Raw genomic sequence first — 438 nt, 5'->3', positions numbered from 1 at the left:
CAGTGTCGTTGAGCCAATTCGATACCGTACCGCCGGGGGCACGTTTCACGGTGATCGAGACATTGTGCGGCCGGGTCGGCGTCGAGGAGAGAGAATAGGCCCTCGGATAGGTCTTCCCGTCGATCTCAAACTTGAACGTGGCGTACTGGCCGGGCTTGAAATCGAACCCCCGATTCCTGCTGTCCTCGAAAACGAACGTCTTCGTATCATGCGTCTCGGCGATGACCGCCTTGCAAACCAGCTTCGCCGGGCCTCCACGATGGAAGGGCTGCCGGTTGGCGGTCGGGAGGTCGTATCGAAAAGGGGACTTGGTGAGCATCGTGGGTTCTCCTGCCGAGGCTCCATCCATAGCAAAACCCGTCGGATGAGGTGACCCCGTCGCATCGGCCTGATAGATCGGAAATCCCGATCAGAAGAGTGCGAGGCGACGTCCTCGGG

Annotated in this window: 1 protein-coding gene; it reads right to left on the bottom strand. The window is 60.0% G+C overall.

Annotated elements, in window-relative coordinates:
* Window positions 1–319, bottom strand: a 319-nt coding sequence (locus tag AC1D0P_RS29920) for an FAD-binding oxidoreductase (protein ID WP_477680049.1), incomplete at its 3' end; no start/stop codon positions are given.
* Window positions 320–438: the final 119 nt, after the last annotated feature.

The sequence above is a fragment of the Polaromonas sp. P1_G2 genome, from assembly GCF_056405515.1.
The sequence above is the reverse complement of the archived record's forward strand: the minus strand, read 5'-3'. Positions and strand labels throughout refer to the sequence as shown.